The sequence below is a fragment of the Nocardia sp. NPDC005978 genome, assembly GCF_040614455.1.
Classification (GTDB): domain Bacteria; phylum Actinomycetota; class Actinomycetes; order Mycobacteriales; family Mycobacteriaceae; genus Nocardia.
In genome coordinates this window covers 22853-38686 of record NZ_JBEXUS010000047.1, presented here as the reverse complement: position 1 = coordinate 38686, position 15834 = coordinate 22853, and the positions used below count along the sequence as shown (strand labels likewise).

The following is a 15834-nucleotide window of genomic DNA, read 5'->3' as shown; positions in this document are numbered from 1 at the left end:
GCCGGAATCCGAATCGAGATGCGCTTGTTACTCGGCCGCGCACATGGAGCGCAGTACGCCCCGCATAACCGGCCAGCCGTATTTCAACGGCGCGAAGGCCAGAACCCGCGCAATTGTGATGGGCGTCAGAATCTCCGAACCGACGCCACCGATTCCGGCCGCCATGCTGCCGAGCGCCATCAGCAGGCTCGCGGTATCGGCGGTCACATAGGCCAGATCCATCGAATTCTCGATGGTGACCTCGCTCAACGGCACGGTGTGGTGCGCCTTGCCCTCGTAGATATCGAAGCCGAGATTGGTGAGCAGGGTCAGCGGGCCGTAATCGAGGATTGCCGGAATGGCGCCGAGTTCCGCTGTGGGACGCAGGATCAGCGGTTTCGCGACTTGGTGATCACGCAGAAATGCGTGCAGCGCATCGGTGGCCGCGTGCAGGGTGGGCAGATCGAATGGCAACTGATCCGAGGTGGCCAGAAAAGCGCGGGTGCGTTCGAGAACGGCGGCGGTGTTCAGCTCGCCTGCCGGAGTGCAGCTTTCATCGGCGAGCACGAACTGATTCGCCAAATGGGCGAGTTCGGCGGGCACCGGGAATTCGAGCTCGATCGCCTCTTCGGCGAAGGACAGATCCAGCGGCTCGTACGCGTTCGGCGGATTGCAGGTGTCGCCGATCCGGTCCTGAATACTGCGGCCCAGCCGGTGCACGCCCTTGAACATGCTGCCGACCATGCCGACCAGCATCGACCCCACCCGCGGGATCATGGTGGTGAGCAGCTGCGTCGGAATCTTGACGATCCGGTTGGCCAACAGGAAGACCTCGACCACGTGCTCGAGGGTCAGCTCCGAGACCGAGACGGTGGTGTCCATGCGGCCGGTGCGCACCGCGTCCAGCCCGTTGACCAGGTAGGTGACGATCGGGTCGTCGATGTCCTCGACCTTCGCGCCGAGGGTGGCCGGGTCGACCGGCAGCACATTGCGGTGGACGCGGGTGGCGGCCACCGTCTGCCGGAAGTCCTGTACTTGCTGGTCGTATGCCGGATGCTGATCCGCGGGCACGACCGTGCGCAGGGCGGTGGCGGCGGCGGTGATGACATCGTCGAAAGTTGTTGCGCCGGTAGCGCAGTTCGCGTCGCTGATCGCCACGCCGGCGAGCGTTTCGGTCGCCGTCTCCGCCTGCGCGGGGGCGGCGAGCGGAGTCAGGGTCGCGGTGCCGACCAGCGCGGCGATGGTGAACGCGCCGACGAACGGCGCGAGTCGGGTGAGCCTCATCGAATCTTCCGGGGGTAGGTCCAGGCATCCGGAAGACGCCAACTGGACATCGGTCTAATTTAGGTAAGGATTACCTTAAGAAGTCCGAAATGTGAAATGTTGGCTGTGCATTAGCCAAAATCGGCTGACCCGGTGTAAGTCGCCCGTTCGCGGCGCAAGACAGCCCGGGACGCGCTCGCGTCCCGGGCTGTTCGGATGCACGTGCGGGCTCGGGCCCGCGTCGGTCAGAAGGTCAGGCGCTGCCAGTCCAGGGTCTCGAACCGGGAACGGTCGCCGGTGGTCCAGGACCAGATCAGATCCGCCACCGTCTGCGGATCCTCCACCCGCACGCCGAAATGCCGCTCGGGCGAGCCGTCGCGATATTCGAGTTCGTAGCGGCCGTCCTCGTTGCGATAGGTCTGGATGTAGATCTGGTCACCGCTCTCGACGATCAGATACGGTCCCGGCTGGCTCAGCTCCGGGATCCACTGCTGGACGAGTTTGTTTGTGAGATAGGGGAATTCGCCCGCCCCGCCGTGCGACACGGCGACCGGTACGTGATCGGCCGGATCGATCAGCCAGGTCAGCTGCGGATCGTAGACGGCGTACCCGTGCGGGGTCGCCAACTCGAACAGCAGCCCCCGTACGTGCCCCACCGCGTCAATGGGGCTGGATACGAAAAGCGTGGCGCCGATGGTGCCGTCCGCCGCCGGCGCGGCCAGGAACGCGTCCGACTCCGGGAGTTCGGCATTGCGCCGATCGAGTTCGGCCGCGATCTCGGCCACCACGTCCGCGGCGGGTTTCCCGTCCTGCGTGGACAGGTACGCGTCGACGGCGTCGGGGGTCGCGGCGGCACCGGAGGGCAGCAATACGTGGTCGTAGCTCACCTGACCAGGCTAGTTGCCGGGTCGCCGGGGGTCGGCGCGAGGCCACCGAAGCCTGTCGCGACGGCGTGGCGGAACCGGGCGGTGCGGCGGATCAGCCCGCTAGGCTCTGCGGCGCGCGGTGTGAAACGACCTCCGCCACTACGCATTCGCAGCCGCCGGCCACCGTCGAACAGTCGGCCAGGTAGGGGTGCCGCACCCGATCGGCCGCGGCGCAGCCCCAATCGGTGCATTCGAAGGACCCGTCGGCGTGTGCGATCAGCGTCCCGTGGCAGTGATCCAGGGCCGCTGCGCAGAGCCGGCACACCGAAGTGCTCATCGAAACCTCCTCCAATCGTCCCTACGAGTGTGCGCACACCCCCGCGGCATCTGTGGGAGGTCGCCGCGTGTCGTCCTTTCTGTCGGTAATAAGCCCGCGTGTCACCGCTCTCGCGTGGTGAACTTGATTATGGGGATTCGAGTTTCCCTCGAGCATCGCACGACCTACACCTTCGACCGCCCGGTGCGAATCCACCCGCACGTGGTGCGATTGCGGCCTGCGCCGCATACGCGCACCAGCATCGAGGCGTACTCCATGCGGGTGGATCCGGCCGCGCACTGGGTCAACTGGCAGCAGGACGCGTTCGGGAACTTCTTGGCGCGCCTGGTCTTTCACGAACCCGCGCGCGAGTTGTCCGTGGTGATCGGGCTCGTGGCCGAGATGGACGCCATCAACCCGTTCGACTTCTTCGTCGAGGAGTACGCCGAGCACTTCCCGTTCCGCTATCCCCGGGAACTGACCGCCGATCTGGAGGCGTATCTGCGCCCGGTCGACGAGGGCGAACCCGGTTCGGGCACAGGTGAACTGGTCCGCGAGTGGGTGCGCGCCAACCCGCCCCGCTCGCAGCCGCGCACCATCGAATTCCTGATCGCGATCAACCAGGCGCTGCGCCGGGACGTCGGGTACACCATCCGGCTCGAACCGGGTGTGCAGACCCCCGATCACACCCTGCGCTCGGCGCTGGGCTCCTGCCGTGATTCGGCCTGGCTGCTGGTGTCGATCCTGCGCGAGTACGGGCTGGCCGCCCGGTTCGTCTCGGGGTACCTCATCCAGCTGGCGCAGGACACGCCGTCCCTGGACGGGCCCTCCGGCCCGCCCGCCGACTTCACCGACCTGCACGCCTGGACCGAGGTGTATCTGCCGGGCGCGGGCTGGGTGGGCCTGGACCCCACCTCCGGGCTGTTCGCCGGGGAGGGCCATATTCCGCTGGCTGCCACCCCGCACCCGGTGTCCTCCGCACCCATCACCGGTGCGACCGATCCGGTGCTCGCCACCCTGGAGTTCTCCAACACCGTCCGCCGTGTCCACGAGGATCCGCGAGTAACGCTGCCCTACAGCGACGTTCAGTGGAATCGCATCGCCGCCACCGGGGCGGCGGTCGATCTCCGCGCGCGCGACGCGGGGATCGGGCTCACCGTCGGCGGCGAACCCACCTTCGTCTCCATCGACGACCAGACCGGCCCCGAATGGACCACCGACGCCGACGGCCCGCACAAACGCGAACGCGCCGCCGACCTCGCCCGCCGCCTGCGCCGGATCTACGCCCCCACCGGCCTGGTCCAGTACCGCCAGGGCAAGTGGTACCCCGGCGAACCCCTGCCTCGCTGGGACATAGCCCTGCTCTGGCGCGCCGACGGCAAACCCCTCTGGCACTACCCCGACCTGCTGATAGACCCCTGGCTCCCCGCCGCCCCCGCACCGGCGGACCCGGCGCCGACTGGTCCGGGCGATGTCTCGCCGAACGGTTCGGCGGCCACGCCTGCCTCGGGACCTGCCCGGATCAACGGCCTGCCCGGCGGGACGGACATCGCGGCCATGCTGCGAAACGGGCCGGTGGCCGAGTTCGGCAGTGCCGGACAACATCTACCGTCGGAGCACCGGGTGGATCCCGAGGGTGGCGATGGTCCCGATGGTGCGGGTAGTCCGGTTGCCGCGCGGCCCGGGTCGACGAACGAATCGGAGCGCTCTGCCGCCCCGGCGGCCGTCGGCGCGGCGCTCGTGGCCGACACCTCCGTCGTTCCTCCACCACCCGGCGCCGGTACCGATCTCGGTCGGAACAGTGCCTCAGCACAAGAGCATTCGTGGCGTGCCTCGGAATCGGTGGCGGTGGGATCGGGCCCCGGCGCGGAGGGCGCGGGCATCGGTACCGCGGATTCCGCGCGGTCCGTGCTGGCGCATATCGCCGACGGGCTGGGACTGCCGGAGAGTCAGGTCCGGGCCGCGTACGAGGATTCGCTGGCGCGGATGGGGGCGAAAGCCCGTGTGCCGTGGGGTGATCCGGTCTCGGAGATCGACGACCTGGTGCCGGAACGGGATTCGGACCGCGCGCGGGCCGAATTGCTCGCGCGGCTGGACGAGTCGGCGGGGGAGCCCGCGGCGTATGTACTGCCGCTGCATCGCCGGCCGGACGGCGGGGGCTGGGCGAGCGCGGACTGGCGGCTGCGGCGCGGGCGAATCGTGTTGACGGAGGGCGACTCTCCGGCCGGGCTGCGGCTGCCGTTGGGCTCCATCTCGTGGGAGCCGCCGCCCGAGACGGTCGAGAACGACCCCGTCGCACCGCCGCGCGCACGGCCGCTGGCGGGCGAACCGGACGCGGCGGTGGTGCCCGCGTACGACGCGCCGATCACCGCCCTCGTGGTGGAGGTGCGGCGCGGGCGGATGTTCGTCTTCCTGCCGCCGGTCACCGAACTGGACGCCTACTTCGATCTGGTGTGCCGGATCGAGGAGGCGGTGGCGACGGTGGGGGAGCCGGTGGTGCTGGAGGGCTATCCGCCGCCGGTGGACGCCCGGCTGCACAGCCTGTCCATCACGCCGGACCCCGGCGTCATCGAGGTCAACGTGCAGCCCGCCGAGACCTTCGCCGAGCAGGCCGAACTGCTGGACACCCTCTACGAGCAGGCGCGTCTGGCCCGGCTCGGCACCGAGAAATTCGACGTGGACGGCACGCACGGCGGCACCGGCGGCGGCAACCACATCACGCTGGGCGGCTGGACGCCCGCCCGCTCGCCCATGCTGCGGCGGCCGGACCTGCTGGTTTCGCTGCTGACGTACTGGCAGCGGCATCCGGCGCTGTCCTACCTGTTCTCCGGCCGCTTCATCGGGCCCACCTCGCAGGCCCCGCGGGTGGACGAGGGCCGCCCGGAGTCGCTGTACGAGCTGGAGATCGCGTTCGCGGAGATCGCGCGACTGCACCCGGCGGGCGAATCCGATGCCGGGGAACAGCTTTCCGCGCCGTGGGTGGTGGACCGCGCGCTGCGGCACCTGCTCACCGACCTCACCGGCAACACCCATCGGGCCGAGTTCTGCATCGACAAGCTGTACAGCCCGGACTCCGCGCGCGGCCGCCTGGGCCTGGTGGAACTGCGCGGCTTCGAGATGCCGCCGCACTTCCGCATGGCCATGGTGCAGTCGCTGCTGGTGCGCGCGCTCGTACTGCGCTGCTGGGAGCGCCCGTACACCGCGCCGCTGCTGCGGCACGGGGTCAACCTGCACGGCCGGTACCTGCTGCCGCACTTCCTGGCGGCCGATATCGCCGAGGTCGTGGCCGATCTGCGCGCGCACGGCATCGATTTCGATATGAGCTGGCTCGATCCGTTCTTCGAATTCCGTTTTCCGCGCATCGGCACGGTGGTACTCGGTGGTATGGAAGTGGAACTGCGCGGCGCCATCGAGCCGTGGAACACCCTGGGCGAGCAGACCACCGCGAGCGGCACCGCCCGCTACGTCGACTCGTCCGTGGAACGGCTGCAGGTGCGCGTCACCGGCGCCGACCGCGGGCGATACCTGCTCACCTGCAACGGTTTCCCGGTGCCGCTCATGCCCGCGGGCAAGGAGGATACGCAGGTCGCGGGCGTGCGCTACCGAGCCTGGCAGCCGCCGAACGCGCTGCACCCCAGCATCACCGTGGACGCGCCGCTGGTCTTCGACGTCGTCGACATCGAGGCGGGACTGTCCCGCGGCGGCTGCACCTATCACGTCTCGCATCCGGGCGGCATGTTCTACCCGGGGCCGCCGGTGAACGACCTGGCGGCGCAATCGCGGCGCAACCGGCGTTTCGAACCGGCCGGGCATACGCCCGGTCCGGTGGACATCGCCGATCTGCGTGCCAGAATAGCCATGCAGGCCACGGATATCGGTGCGCCCGGGATCCTCGACCTACGGCGGGCGCGCACGGTGTGGGGCCTGCCCGGCGACCGATAGGCACGCGGCGGGAAGTGGTTGCGGTGACAATGCTCGACGCGACGCCCCCGGGCGACGCCGGGTCCGGGCGACCGGACCGCTGGGGCACGGCGGGCATGAGCCCGGCGGCCGCCGAACAGTACGCGAAATACCGTGCGGCGGCGGCAAATACCGGCGCGTTCGATGCCTGCGGCCTGCCCACCGACGGGTACCACGACGAACTGGTGGACGGGCGCGGGCGGTTGCGCCCGCCGTGGGCCGAACTCGCCGGCGACCTCCTGGACCAGGGTGGCGCGGGCCTGGACCGGCTCGACGCCCGGGTCCGCCGCCTCATCGAGGACGACGGCATCACCTACACCGAGCTGGGCGGCTCGGCCACCGAACCCGCGGCGGCCAAGCCCTGGCGGCTCGACCCCATTCCGCTGCTGCTCACCGCACCGGACTGGGCGGGGCTGGAAGCCGGTGTGGTGCAGCGTTCGCGGCTGCTCGACGCGATCCTGGCCGACGTGTACGGGCCGCGCCGCACCATCACCTCCGGGCTGCTGCCCCCGCAGATCGTGTTCGGCTACAGCGGGTACATGCGTGCCGCGCACGGGATCACGCTGCCCGGCCGGCATCAGCTGTTCCTGCACGCCTGCGACATCAGCCGCTGGAGCGACGGCGGGTTCCGGGTGCTCGCGGACTGGGCGCAGGCGCCTTCGGGCGCGGGCTACGCCCTCGCCGACCGTCGCGTGGTGTCGGCCGCCATCCCCGAAGCCTTCGAACTCGCCAGCCCGCTGCCGCTCACGCCCTTCGTGCGCGCCATGCGGCTCATGCTGATCGAGGCCGCGCCGCGCGCCGCGGACGAAGAGCCGACCGTCGTGGTGCTCAGCCCCGGCCCGCATTCGGAAACCGCCTTCGATCAGGCGTATCTGGCGTCGGTGCTGGGGTTCCCGCTGGTCGAGAACGCCGACCTGGTGGTGCGGGACGGGCGGCTGTGGATGCGCTCGCTCGGCACCCTCGAACAGGTCGACGTGGTGCTGCGCCGCGTGGACGCCGAATTCTCCGATCCGCTGGATCTGCGGCCCGACTCCCGGCTCGGGGTGGTGGGTCTGGTGGAGGTCCTGCGCCGCGGCGCGGTCACCGTGGTCAACACCCTCGGCAGCGGGGTGCTGGAGACCCCGGCGCTGGCGGCGTTCCTGCCGCGGCTGTCCCGCATGCTGCTGGACCAGGACCTGAAGCTACCGAGTGTCGAAACCTATTGGGGCGGAGACGATCTCCAGCGCTCCTACCTGATCGGCAATCTGCACCGGCTGATCCTGCGCTCCACCCGGGACGGGACCACCGTCTTCGGCGCGCTGCTCACCCGCGAACAGCGGGCGCGGTGGCGGGCGCGCATCGAGGCCGAGGGCTGGAAGTGGGTCGGGCAGGAGCCGGCGCGCTTCTCCCTGGCCCCGGCCGTCGCGGGCGGCGGGACCCTGGCCGCGTCCCCGGTCGAGATGCGGCTGTTCTCCCTGGCCGGCCGGGTGGGGTACCGGGTCATGGCCGGCGGGCTCGGGCAACTGCATCAGCGCACCGGGCCGGACGGCATGGTCGGCGAGGCCGCGGCCAAGGACATCTGGGTCCGCGCCACCCCCACCCCCGTGCCCGCCGTCGAGGTCGCCGAGGAGCGCGAACACCGCACCCCGGCCGTCGCGGCCCTGGAGGTCGTCAGCTCGCCCCGCGTCCTGAGCGATCTGTTCTGGCTGGGCCGCTACGGCGAACGCGCCGAGGCGACGGTCCGCCTGCTCAGCGCCACGCACGACCGCCACCAGGACTACCGCTACCGCCCCTGGATGGAGGGCGCGGACGCGATGCCGATCCTCATCGCCGCCCTCGGCCACATGACGGGCACGGCCCCGCCCGCTCCGAAACAATCTGTCGCCCAATCGGACTGGCTGAACCAGCAGCTCCAGACCAGCAGCCTGCGCCAGGGCGGGACGGGCCAGCGGCAGGGCCCTGGCGGCCAGTCGCAGGGAGCGGACGCCGAACCAGCTGCCGGGCAGGGGTATTCGCCGGTCGGTGAACACGCCCGAGATGCGTTGCCGCAGTGGCGGAGTGAACAGTCACAGAGCCCGGATGGGCAATCCGAACCCCGGGGCGGGCAATCCCGGTCACAGAGCGGTCGGACGCAGGACCAGGGTGGTTCGTCGCAGTCACAGTCGCAAGGTGGGCAGTCGCAGGACCAGGGCGGGCAATCGCAATCGCAAGGCGGACAGTCGCAGAGCCAGGGCAGTCAGTCCCAGTCGCAGGGCGGACAGTCGCAGAGCCAGGGCAGTCAGTCCCAGTCGCAGGGCGGACAGTCGCAGAGCCAGGGCAGTCAGTCCCAGTCGCAGGGCGGGCAGTCCCAGAGCCAGGGCGGGCAATCGCAATCGCAAGGGGGACAGTCCCAGAGTCAAGGCGGACAGTCGCAATCGCAAGGGGCACAGTCGCAGTCGGCGGGCGGGACCGGGTCCGGTTCCGCGGCCGGGGGTCCGGACCCCGGGGTCGCGGCGCGGCGCGAGCAGCGGCGGCGGGAGTTCTCGGACCAGCCGACCATGCCGATCGCGCTGCCGGGGGCCTCGCGGAGCGACCACGACTACCTGGTGGCGCTGACCGTGGACCGGGAGCTGCCCGGGTCGGTCGCCTACGCCATGGAGCGGTACGGGAAAGCGGCGCGGGCGGTGCGCGACCAGCTCTCGCCGGACACCTGGATGGTGCTGGGTTCGGTGGACCGGGCGCTGGCGGAGTATCGGGGTGCGCGGGGGGATCAGGGCGCGGCGCTGTCGGCCGTGCATTCGCGGGCGCTCGCGGGGCTGCTGTCGCTGGCCGGGATCGACGGCGAATCCATGGTCCGCGACACCGGGTGGCGCGTCATGGACATCGGCCGCCGCATCGAACGCGGGCTGGCGCTGTGCTCGCTGCTGGCCGCGGCGCTGACCGACACCTATCCCGCCCCGGTCGGGCGGGTCGTGACCGAGGCGGTGCTGCGGGCCACCGTCTCCTCGGTGAGTTACCGCCGCCGCCATCGGGATTCGGTCCGAGTGGCCGCCCTGGCCGCGCTGTTGCTGTTCGACGCGAGCAACCCGCGCTCGCTCGCCTACCAGCTCGCCCGCCTCGAAGCCCACTTCCTCGCGCTGCCCGCCGCGGCCGGATCCGCGCGCCCGCAACGACTCCTGAGCGACGCCCAGCGCATGCTGCACCGGCTGGATCCCGCCGACCTGGAGGTCATCGACGCACAGGGCTGCCGCACCGAACTGGCCGAACTGCTCGACGGCGTCCATCTGCGCCTGCGCAAGGTCTCCGAATCCTTCGAGAGCACCCGGCTTTCCGTGCCTCGCGAAACCCAGCCGCTGTGGGGATCGGCCCGGGTGGTCGGATGAGCGCCGCACGCCGCTACCGGGTCCTGCACCGCACGGTCTACGTCTACTCCGACGCGGTCACCAGTTCCTACGGCCGCGCCTACCTGACACCGCGCGAATTCGCGGGCCAGCAACTGCTTTCGCACGACATCCGCGTCGATCCGGTGCCCTCGGATCGCTCGGTGGGCACCGACGTCTACGACAACACCACGCTGTACTTCCACGTCACCGCTGACCACCGCCGCCTCGAGGTGACCGGGGAATCGGTGGTCGAAGTGCGCCGCGCGCCCGTCTCGGCCGCCGACCAGCCGTGGGAACAGGCCCGGCCCACTCACGAGAACGGCCCGCTGGCGGTGGAATTCACCCTCGATCTGGTCCCGCCCGAGATCATTCCCGAGGTCGCCGCCTACGCCGCCGAATCCTTCCCGCCCGGCCGCTCGCTGCTCGCGGCGGTGACCGAGCTGAACACCCGCATCTTCACCGACTTCACCTACGAGTCCGGCTCCACCACGGTCAGCACGCGGGTGGCCGACGTCTTCGCCGCCCGCGCGGGCGTCTGCCAGGACTTCGCCCGTCTCGGCATCGCCTGCCTGCGCTCGCTCGGCCTGGCCGGGCGCTACGTCTCGGGCTACCTCGCCACCGATCCGCCGCCCGGCAAGGAACGCATGGTCGGGGTGGACGCCACGCATGCCTGGGCCGCGGTGTGGCTGCCGGACGGCAGCGCCGAGGGCGGATGGCTCGATTTCGATCCCACCAACAATCAGTTCGCCGACGAGCGGTACGTCACCCTGGCGTGGGGCCGGGACTACGCGGATGTTCCGCCGGTCCGCGGCATCATCTACACCGACGCCAAGGAGAGCACCATCAGCGTGTCGGTGGACGTGGCCCCGTTGTCCGCTTGAACGATCGAGGTGTTGCGCCATGCGTGATTTCAGCTGTCCCCAGTGCGGCCAGCAATTGGCCTTCGAGAATTCGCTCTGTCTCCAATGCGGGAGCCCGCTCGGCTTCGGGCTGGCCGACCGGGCGCTGCTGATCCTGGCGGCGGACGGCGACCCCGCCCGCGCGGCGGGCGATCAGGACGATCCGGGGGACAGCGCCCGCGATTTCACCAGCGGCACCGTCGACGCCCAGGAGTTCCGGCTCTGCGACAACCGCCATGTGGCCCAGTGCAACTGGCTGGTGCCTCGCAGCGGTGGTCCCACCCTCTGCGAATCCTGCCGGCTCACCCGCACCCGGCCCGCCGACCAGGACGACAAGTGGCTGCCCGCCTTCGCCGAGGCCGAGGCCGCCAAACGCCGCCTGGTCCTCGAGCTCACCGAACTCGGCCTGCCGATCGTCGATCGCACCGCCGATCCCGATTTCGGTCTCGCCTTCGATCTGCTGGCCAGCGGATCACAGCAGGTCATGACCGGTCACGAGAACGGGGTCATCACGCTCGACCTCGCCGAGGGCGACGACGTGCACCGCGAGCAGCTGCGGGTCGCCATGGACGAGCCCTACCGGACCCTGCTCGGTCACTTCCGGCATGAGATCGGGCACTACTACTTCCCGGTCCTGGTCACCGCGGACGCCGATCTGGAGCTCTCCCGCGAGCTGTTCGGCGATCCGTTCGCCGACTACCAGGAGGCGCTGGATCGGCACTACCGCTCGGGCCCGCCGTCCGGCTGGGAGGACTCCTTCGTCTCCTCGTACGCGACCATGCACCCCGCCGAGGACTGGGCCGAGACCTTCGCCCACTACCTCCACATCCGGGACACCCTGGACACCGCCGCGGCCTTCGGATTCGCCCCGGCCGGCGCCACCCTGGAACGCCCGCAGGTGGGTCGCGCGGGCTTCGATCGCATCATCGATCTGTGGTTGCCGCTGGCCTGGGCGCTGAACATGGTCAATCGCTCGATGGGCCACCGCGACCTGTACCCCTTCGTGCTGGCCGAACCGGTGCTGGACAAGATGCGCTTCATTCACGAGCTGTGTGCAAATGCGGCAAACCGGTAAAACCCGGTTCGCCGGTGTGGCGCGTGCCTCCCCTGCTTCCGGGGGCGCATTGCAGACCTGTAAACTCCTGATCATCATGCAGCGGGCACTTCTCCTCCTTTGCCGCCGCGACGGGGTCTGATACGGACTGGCCTCCCGTCGCGGGTGCTAGTCGTGCCGGTCTAAACCCACACCTGGGATTTCCAGCCACACTTCGGAGATAAATCGCTATGTCACCCGCTGATGCGTTCGTATCCGGCTCGCGCTCCATCACCGCGCCGAGCAAGCCCGCGCCCGCCGACCAGCCCGCGTGGAACAAGCAGAAGAACTCCTCCATGCCGGTGTTCCGGTATCGGCCGTACGCCGAAGAGGTCGAGGCGGTGGAACTGCCCGACCGCACCTGGCCGGACAAGGTCATCGATCGCGCGCCCTCCTGGTGTGCGGTGGATCTGCGCGACGGCAACCAGGCGCTCATCGACCCCATGAGCCCGGCCCGCAAGCGCCGCATGTTCGACCTGCTGGTCCGCATGGGCTACAAGGAGATCGAGGTCGGCTTCCCGTCCGCCTCGCAGACCGACTTCGACTTCGTCCGCGAGATCATCGAAGACGGCGCCGTGCCGGACGACGTCACCATTCAGGTGCTGACCCAGGCCCGCGCCGAGCTGATCGAGCGCACCTTCGAAGCCTGCGCCGGGGCACCGAACGTCATCGTGCACTTCTACAACTCCACCTCGGTCCTGCAGCGCCGCGTGGTCTTCCGCGCGGACCGCGACGCGGTGAAGAAGATCGCCACCGACGCCGCCACCCTGTGCCTGGAGATCGAGCAGCGGCACCCGGACACCAACTGGCGCTACGAGTACAGCCCGGAGTCCTACACCGGCACCGAGCTGGGCTACGCCAAGGAGGTCTGCGACGCGGTCTCGGCGATCATCGCGCCGACCCCGGACAAGCCGCTGATCATCAACCTGCCCGCGACCGTGGAGATGGCGACGCCCAACGTCTACGCCGACTCCATCGAGTGGATGCACCGCAACCTCGAGCGCCGCGACTCCATCGTGCTGTCGCTGCACCCGCACAACGACCGCGGCACCGCCGTGGCCGCCGCCGAACTGGGCTACCAGGCCGGCGCCGATCGCATCGAGGGTTGCCTGTTCGGCAACGGCGAGCGCACCGGCAACGTCTGCCTGGTGACCCTGGGCATGAACATGTTCAGCCGCGGGGTGGATCCGCAGATCGACTTCTCGAACATCGACGAGATCCGCCGCACCGTCGAGTACTGCAACCAGCTGCCCGTGGCCGAGCGCCACCCGTACGGCGGCGATCTGGTCTACACCGCGTTCTCGGGTTCGCATCAGGACGCCATCAACAAGGGCCTGGACGCGATGAAGGCCGCCGCCGACGCCGCGGGCTCCGATGTCGACGACATCATCTGGGAGGTCCCGTACCTGCCCATCGATCCCAAGGACGTCGGCCGCACGTACGAGGCTGTCATCCGGGTGAATTCGCAGTCCGGCAAGGGCGGCGTCGCCTACATCATGAAGACCGATCACGGGCTGGTGCTGCCGCGCCGGCTGCAGATCGAGTTCTCGCAGGCGATCCAGAAGATCACCGACGGCGAGGGCGGCGAGGTCACCCCGAAGGAGATGTGGGACGTCTTCTCCGAGGAGTACCTGACCCCGATCCTGCCGCTGGAGCGCATCCGCCAGAAGGTCACGGCCTCCGAGCTGGACGGCGGCGTCGATCACATCGAGGCCGTGGTCAAGGTCGGCGGCGTCGAGCAGGCCATCGCGGGTGAGGGCAACGGTCCGCTCGCGTCGTTCGTCGACGCGCTGGGCACCATCGGCTACGAGGTCAGCGTGCTGGACTACAGCGAGCACGCCATGTCCTCCGGCGACGACGCCCAGGCCGCGGCGTACGTCGAATGCGCCATCGGCGAGAAGGTGACGTGGGGCGTCGGCATCGCCACCTCCATCACCACGGCCTCGTTGCGCGCGGTCGTCTCCGCGGTCAACCGCGCGGCCCGCACCAGCTGAGAAGTCTTACCGCAGAGCCCGCTCCGGCCGCCGGGGCGGGCTCTCGCGTACGCGGGACGCGAGTCCCGGTACGGGAGGACTGAATTCGCGGGATGGGGGTAACTCCCGGGTACGCCCGGGATCGGGGGCGCACGGACCGCGAGCACGGACGCGGGGCGGGCTACGGCCCTGAGCTGTGCGCTGAAGATTCGGAGAGGCGGGACAGCTGCTAGCGTTGTGCTTGCATTAGCGCCGAGCTCTCTGTTCGAGCTGTCGAGCAGATGGGGGACACGTGACCACGAACGATCAGAATTCGACGTCGAAACCGGGGGCGTCGGTGGATGCCGACGATCTCGAACCGGATGAGCGCGCGGCCGCCGGCGCGGCTACGCCGGAATCGGGTGAATCCGCCGAGGCGGAGCAGCCGGGCGCGGGGTTCTTCCCGCCCGTTCCGGATTCGATCGACCAGACCGTGCACATGGGTGCGGCCGCGGCGCCGCCGTTCGACCGGCCGGGATTCCCGCAGGGGCCGTTCGCCGGGCCAGGTGGTTCGGGCGAGGGGCCCAATCCCTTTGCCCCGCAGGGGCCCGAAGGCTCGAATCCCTTCGCGCCCGGCGGGTTCGGGCCGCAGGGGGCCTATGGCGGCGGTCCGTACGCGAACGGCCAGCAGCCGGGTTTCCCGCCCACCGGCAACTATCAGATGCCTGATTCGGGGCAGTTCGCGCCGCCGCCGAATCCCGGTGCGCCGGGCGGTTTTCCGCCGGGTGACGCCTTCGGCGAGGTCCGGGACGAGACGCCCTACGGGGAGATTCGCCAGGAGATCGGCAGCGACGGCATGGTGCGCCGGGTGTTTCCGGAGCAGCAGCCGGACCCGGGCGGGCAGTTCGGTCAGCCGGGTCAGCCGGGGCAGTTCGGCCCGGGCACCGATCCGTCCGGTGCGCCGATCTACACCTGGTCACCGCCCCCGCCGGTGCAGCAGCATCAGCCGCAGCAACCGCCGCCGGGATTCCAGCAGCAGGGCTGGAACGGGCAACCGCCCCAGGGATTTCCGCAGCAGCCCGGCTTCGGGCAGCAGCCGCCGCCGCAGGGTAATTCGGTCAACGACCTGAATCTGCTCAAGCGCGCCCGGCGCGCGCCGCGCAGCGGCTGGCGCCGGACCGTGCACAAGGCGTCCGGCGGCATGATCAATCCGGGTGAGTCGCCGGCGGACGTCGTCTACGGCCAGCTGGTGGACCGGGTGAATCAGCCGGTGCGCGGTGACTACCGCATCGCGATCCTCTCGCTCAAGGGCGGCGTCGGAAAGACCACCACCACGGTCGGTCTCGGCTCCACCTTCGCCTCCCAGCGCGGCGACCGCGTCATCGCCATCGACGCCAACCCGGACCTGGGCACCCTCGCCCATCGGGTGCCGCGGCAGACCCGCTCCACGGTGCGGAACCTGCTGGAGGACAACCACATCAGCCGTTACTCCGATGTTCGCGCCCACACCTCGCAGGCGCCCAGCCGCCTCGAAGTGCTTGCCAGCGAACAGGATCCGGCGGTGTCGGAAGCGTTCAGCGAGGCCGACTATCGCAAGGCGATCGGCATCCTGCAGCAGTTCTACAACATCATTCTCACCGACTGCGGCACCGGGCTCATGCACTCGGCGATGTCCGGCGTCCTGGATATGGCCAGCTCGCTGGTGCTGGTGACCTCACCCGCCATCGACGGCGCGCGCAGCGCCTCGGCCACCCTGGACTGGCTGGACCACCACGGCTACCACAAGCTGGTGGAGCGAACCGTGGTGGTGGTCAACGCTTCTCGCAAGGGTTCCTCGACCGTCGACCTGGATCAGCTGCGCAAGCTGTTCCTGGACCGCACCCGCGCGGTACAGGTCGTGCCCTTCGACGATCACCTCGCCGAAGGCGCGGAGATCGACCTGGAGCTGGTCGGGAAGCCCACCCGTCGCGCCCTGCTCGAACTGGCCGCGATGGTCGCCGACGACTTCGGCTACCACGCCGCGCAGATGGGCAGGCAGCAGCCGCCGCAGCAGCGCTGATTCCGGAGGAATCGCCGAACCGGCCCCGCCTCGAATCCCGAGTGCGGGGCCGGTTTCCGTTCGAAGGCGGGGGCCCGAGCCGCGGACCGTCGACCCCCCGTCGATC

Annotated in this window: 9 protein-coding genes; 6 read left to right on the top strand and 3 right to left on the bottom strand. The window is 69.9% G+C overall.

From position 1 onward, the window contains the following. Positions 1-27: 27 nt before the first annotated feature. The 3 genes from ABZ319_RS21855 to ABZ319_RS21845 all read right to left on the bottom strand — a co-directional run bounded on the left by ABZ319_RS21855 (position 28) and on the right by ABZ319_RS21845 (position 2445). Complete coding sequence (locus ABZ319_RS21855) at positions 28-1263, bottom strand: hypothetical protein (protein WP_354988296.1); 1236 nt, start codon at positions 1261-1263, stop codon at positions 28-30. Positions 1264-1487: 224 nt separating this feature from the next. Then, positions 1488-2129, bottom strand: coding sequence for a hypothetical protein (locus tag ABZ319_RS21850; protein WP_354988295.1), 642 nt, complete (start codon positions 2127-2129; stop codon positions 1488-1490). A gap of 91 nt (positions 2130-2220) precedes the next feature. After that, a complete protein-coding gene (locus ABZ319_RS21845) occupies positions 2221-2445 on the bottom strand; it encodes a hypothetical protein (protein ID WP_354988294.1) in 225 nt (74 codons plus the stop codon). Positions 2446-2574: 129 nt separating this feature from the next. On the opposite strand from ABZ319_RS21845, the gene ABZ319_RS21840 reads away from it, so the two are divergent. From ABZ319_RS21840 to ABZ319_RS21815, 6 genes are all read left to right on the top strand, one after another. Continuing rightward, positions 2575-6366 (top strand): transglutaminase family protein, encoded by a 3792-nt coding sequence (locus ABZ319_RS21840; RefSeq protein ID WP_354988293.1) that lies wholly within the window; start codon positions 2575-2577, stop codon positions 6364-6366. Positions 6367-6395: 29 nt separating this feature from the next. Next, a complete protein-coding gene (locus ABZ319_RS21835; RefSeq protein WP_354988313.1) occupies positions 6396-9725 on the top strand; it encodes a circularly permuted type 2 ATP-grasp protein in 3330 nt (1109 codons plus the stop codon). Beyond that, positions 9722-10606, top strand: a complete 885-nt coding sequence (locus tag ABZ319_RS21830; RefSeq protein WP_354988292.1) for a transglutaminase family protein — start codon at positions 9722-9724, stop codon at positions 10604-10606. The genes ABZ319_RS21835 and ABZ319_RS21830 overlap by 4 nt, the downstream gene beginning before the upstream one ends. A 19-nt stretch (positions 10607-10625) precedes the next feature. Continuing rightward, positions 10626-11699, top strand: coding sequence for a putative zinc-binding metallopeptidase (locus ABZ319_RS21825; protein ID WP_354988291.1), 1074 nt, complete (start codon positions 10626-10628; stop codon positions 11697-11699). A gap of 209 nt (positions 11700-11908) precedes the next feature. Further along, positions 11909-13711 (top strand): 2-isopropylmalate synthase, encoded by a 1803-nt coding sequence (gene leuA, locus ABZ319_RS21820; RefSeq protein ID WP_354988290.1) that lies wholly within the window; start codon positions 11909-11911, stop codon positions 13709-13711. 271 nt (positions 13712-13982) lie between these two features. Further along, positions 13983-15728 (top strand): AAA family ATPase, encoded by a 1746-nt coding sequence (locus ABZ319_RS21815; RefSeq protein WP_354988289.1) that lies wholly within the window; start codon positions 13983-13985, stop codon positions 15726-15728. The last annotated feature ends 106 nt before the right edge of the window (positions 15729-15834 follow it).